Source organism: Neobacillus drentensis (assembly GCF_036962765.1).
Taxonomy (GTDB): domain Bacteria; phylum Bacillota; class Bacilli; order Bacillales; family Cytobacillaceae; genus Neobacillus; species Neobacillus drentensis_C.
This window is the reverse complement of record NZ_JBALOS010000300.1, coordinates 1-1,465: the sequence shown is the minus strand read 5'-3', so window position 1 is coordinate 1,465 and position 1,465 is coordinate 1. Positions and strand designations below refer to the sequence as shown.

The 1,465-nt window shown below is 37.0% G+C and carries 2 protein-coding genes; both read right to left on the bottom strand.

The window, feature by feature from the left end; translation table 11 throughout:
• Window positions 1-77 precede the first annotated feature (77 nt).
• On the bottom strand, window positions 78-491 hold the full coding sequence (locus tag V7137_RS27500; protein WP_335701013.1) for a VOC family protein: 414 nt from the start codon (window positions 489-491) through the stop codon (window positions 78-80).
• 93 nt (window positions 492-584) lie between these two features.
• Window positions 585-1,139, bottom strand: a complete 555-nt coding sequence (locus tag V7137_RS27495) for a GNAT family N-acetyltransferase (RefSeq protein WP_335701012.1) — start codon at window positions 1,137-1,139, stop codon at window positions 585-587.
• Between the last annotated feature and the right edge of the window lie 326 nt (window positions 1,140-1,465).

The window sequence follows — 1,465 nt, the reverse complement described above, 5'->3', positions numbered from 1 at the left end:
CGAAAAACAACAATCTATACGAAAATAGCCTATATAAAAGAGGAGGCCGGATAATTCCAGCCTTCTTTCCCATAGCTTTATGAAGATTTCGTATAATTTAAGTCCCATATTACGCCATATGCATCTTTGACTTTCCCGTATTTTGCCCCCCAAAAGGTATCCTGCAGTTCCATGAAAACGGTCCCGCTTTGTCGTAGTGAATCATAAATTTTTTGGATTTCTTCCTCACTTTCAAATTCCAATGTTAATGAAATATTACTGCCTTCCACAACAGTGCTCCCTGGAAATGCATCTGAAACCATTAAAAATAAATCACCACTTCTAAATTGTGCATGGATAATACGGTCATGTGCTTCTGGAGGTGTAGGATAATCTGCCTCACCATAGGTTTGGAGATTGGATATTTCTCCACCGAACACTTCTCTATAAAAATGTAAGGCATCTTTCGCCTTACCATCGAACATTAAATATGGTGTCGCTTGCCCCTTCATTTATAACTCCCCTTTCGTTGAAAACCTCAATATTATTTACTACATATCCCACAAAAAGACCTGCTTTTTATAGAATTATTTTTTCATTCCCGTTTACGCCCCCTGATATGACGCCTTATGGAACCTTTCAATATACTTGAACAGTTCTTCACCGTGTTTAGGTAAATTGGTGTCAGTCACCAATGTTACATACATCGCTCGATAGGATTCAGGGACCCATTTGTAATCGTGAATGTAGTCAGTCATTGTAAATCCGCACTTTTCCCAAAATTGATTTCTTGCTAGTGTTTCAGGTGTATCTGCAGATTCCACTTCAATCACTAGACTTTTCACACTTGATTTTGTTAGCGCCCAATCTGAGATATAGTTCATCATTTTCAATCCAATTCCGCGATGCTGCCATTTTGATGCGACGGCAAGATAATCAATGATTAAAGCATCGGTTCCTTCGAGTTTACCTGTTAACCCCATGGCCACTACATGGCTCTCTACAATCCCAAGATGTAAGTAACAAAGTTGTTTCCGGAACATATTGCGAATGATTTTCTCCGGCTTTGCTCCCTTTCCATCGAAAGCTTGGTGATAAATAGGACCTACCTGTTCGTTCCATAATCGGGCATCCCATTGATTAATTGTTTTAAATTCCAAGGGCAATTTGCCTCCTACGCCTCTCTTTTATTACCAAATTACCCATGAATCATGATTTTTATAAACATAGAAATATTAGCTTTAACTTATCCATAAAAAAAAAGAACCTTTGAATTAAATTCAAAGGTTAAAATGAGAACTTGGTGGTCTATGCCAAGTCCCTAATTAGGAGGTCTAAACTCAGAAGAATTTAAACAATTACATCTTACCATTTTCTAAAAATTCAATCAACCATTATTGCTTTAAAGCAAAAAAGTGGTACGAAAGACACAACTATTTGTAAATAATTTCAACAAATAAACACCGCTTTGGTATAGTAGTAATAC

Coding starts and splice junctions, on each gene's coding strand:
- V7137_RS27500 (WP_335701013.1), bottom strand. CDS start 491: ATGAAGGGGCAAGCGACACCATATTTAATGTTCGATGGTAAGGCGAAA.